The 2,518-nt window shown below is 65.3% G+C and carries 1 protein-coding gene; it reads left to right on the top strand.

The genetic code is table 11. From position 1 onward, the window contains the following. Positions 1 to 1,105 precede the first annotated feature (1,105 nt). The gene (locus tag OEY_RS0103475) at positions 1,106 to 2,383 is read left to right on the top strand and encodes a tyrosine-type recombinase/integrase (RefSeq protein ID WP_010592555.1); all 1,278 of its coding nucleotides are present in this window, start codon (positions 1,106 to 1,108) and stop codon (positions 2,381 to 2,383) included. Positions 2,384 to 2,518 lie beyond the last annotated feature (135 nt).

Here is a 2,518-nt window from a genome sequence, read left to right as displayed (position 1 = left end):
CAGGATCCGACCCATACAAGACACGATCTTAGGGGGTCGGATCGGAAAGGTAGCCGGGTACAGGTACCCATGTACCCCCTACCGTCCGGTCCTGGTGGCAATCACGGCCTCACAAACAACAACATCAACAGACCCCGGCAATGCGCCGAAGTTGTTTCACAAGGAGAAGGCATGGAACAGACGATGAGCTTTCCGCCGAAGGGGACCGTCGGCCGGCCCCGCGAAGAGCGAGCGGTGGAAGGCGCGGTCCTGGCGTATCGGGCAGTGGTGGAATGTTCGGCGGAGGGGAAGCTGCCGAACGTGAGGACTATCTGCGCGCACGCGGGAGTCTCAGCAACAGATCGCGACCCGCGTAGGCACGTGTACTTCTTCCATCTCGGGCGGACCCTGTGTGTGGAGGCAGGGCTGTTGAAGGTGACGGCTCGTGGGCGCTCCCAGGTCTATTCGGTGGTAGGGCAGCCGCTTACCGATGTAGAAGTCGCAGCAGCGGTGTCGGGCCTCATCACTCCGGAGAGGGTGGCGCTCCCGGCAACGTTCCAAATGAAGGGCGGAAACATGATCAAGCGTAGTTGTTCAGGCGATACCGAATTCAGATGGGGTTCTGAGCACAGTCGTGGTCAGATTGGCGCTGACGCTGGTCCGACTTGCAGAACGCCGACACTGAAGAGCTGCGCCAGGCTGAGGACGAAGCCGCCCCGTTCGTCCCGCGGCCTATGCCCGAGCCGGCTCCGGCGGACGAGGTAGTGGATCTCGGCCTCATTCCGTACGAGGACGCCCTGGAGCAGGTTCGCCGTACCAGCCCGCCACCGCGCCACCCCCGCGCCCGCAGGCGCGGCAGGTAGGCCAATCGCTGCCGCCCAGGCGTCGCCACATCGGATTGGTAGGGCACCGGGCGGGGGCTGGCAGGGGTGCCCTGCAAAGTCAACCGCAGGGGCGACGTACTCGTCAGATTTCGGTCGTCGTGGGGCTGGAGCGGGGCTATAGAAGCCCGTCGCGGGAGCGTCTGTGCAGGTGAAAGCGCTACTCGGACAAGGTTACTGACGTTTGAGCTGAACGTTTGGACCGGTAGGCTGTGAATAGGTATTGACAGGCAAGGGAGCGAAACATGACCAACCGCTATGCAATTCGTGAGCAGACCACTGGACGATTCCAGGCTCGGCGGTACGACGACGGAGGCCAACGTCGCAGCAAGACGTTCTCCACCCGGACAGAGGCCAAGCGGTTCCTGGACAACATCAAGGCCGACCGCAACCGGGGCGACTACATCGACCCCAGCGACGCACGCCGTACCTTCCGTGAGGTGGCCGAGCTGTGGCTGAACAGCCGTAACCTGCGACCGAAGACGGAGCGGTCGTACCGGACGATCCTGGACCAGCGCATCTATCCCACGTTCGCGGATCGGGCCATCGGCAGCATCACCACGATGGACCTGGTGGCGTGGATTACGGACCTGTCGCTGCACGGCAAGCGGGTGGGCCACAGCAACAAGCCGGAGAACCCGGAATCGTCTCGGGCCGAACGAGACGCGCGATACCGCGAGCGAGCCGGCCGAACCCCCACCGGCAAGCCGCTGGCACCGGGGACGGTCCACAACGCTGTGCGGGTGATGCGGCAGGTGCTTGACGCCGCCGTGCGCGCCCGCTACCTGCGCGGCAACCCGGCGCACGGCCTCACCCGCGACGACCTGCCCAAGGCCCACCGCGACACGACGTCGACGCCGTACCTGAGCGCGCAGCAGGTGGAGCGGCTGGTCGGGGCGATGGAACAGATGAGCGGTGACCCTGCGTACGGGTTGCTGGTGCGGTTCGCCGCGCAGACGGGAATGCGGGCAGGGGAGTGCTGCGGCCTCCGATGGGAGAACGTGGACCTACTGCGCGGGCGCATCACCGTAGCGGAAAGCATCAGCACCGTCAGCGGTGGCGAGTGGTGCGTCGTCCCGCCGAAGAACGGCAAGACGCGCGTGGTGCCCATCCCGCCTCCCCTGCGCGACGCCCTGGCTGACCTGGCTGCCGAGCGCGCAGAGGCCGGAGCCTTCGCGCCCCAGTCGTACGTGTGGCCCGGACCCGACGGAGCGACCACTCCGCTGAGCTGGGGGCGCGACTTCTACCTGAAGTGGTGGAAGGCAGCCGTCGCCAAGGCGGGGCTGCCGAGCGCGCTCCGCTTCCACGACATGCGGCATACCTGCGCGGCGTTGCTCATCGCGGCCAACGTCCCCGCAAAGGCCATCCAAGCGCACCTGGGCCACTCGTCCTTCAAGATCACGATGGACACCTACGGGCACCTGTACGAGGACGCCAGCGATACCGTCGCCAACGCGATGGGTGCAGCGTTCGCGGCCCCGGCAACCCCGGAGCCGACGAACGTGCGAGCGCTTAGAGGTTAGCCTCGGAAGGACAACTCGGTCTTCTGGACTTGAATCCCGTGACCCTTGCCGAACTTTTGTGTGAGCAGGTACTCAAGGGTGGCTTGGCGGAGCTCGATATTCAATCCTGGGCCTACCGTTATTGCCTTAATGCAA

Origin of the sequence: Rhodococcus sp. P14 (assembly GCF_000256505.1) — a bacterium.
In the GTDB taxonomy this organism is placed as follows: domain Bacteria; phylum Actinomycetota; class Actinomycetes; order Mycobacteriales; family Mycobacteriaceae; genus Rhodococcus; species Rhodococcus ruber.
Note: the sequence above shows the minus strand (reverse complement) of the source record. Positions and strands in the feature narration are given on the sequence as shown.

Excerpts from the sequence above, each read along its gene's own strand:
- OEY_RS0103475 (WP_010592555.1), top strand. The coding sequence starts at position 1,106 with ATGACCAACCGCTATGCAATTCGTGAGCAGACCACTGGACGATTCCAG.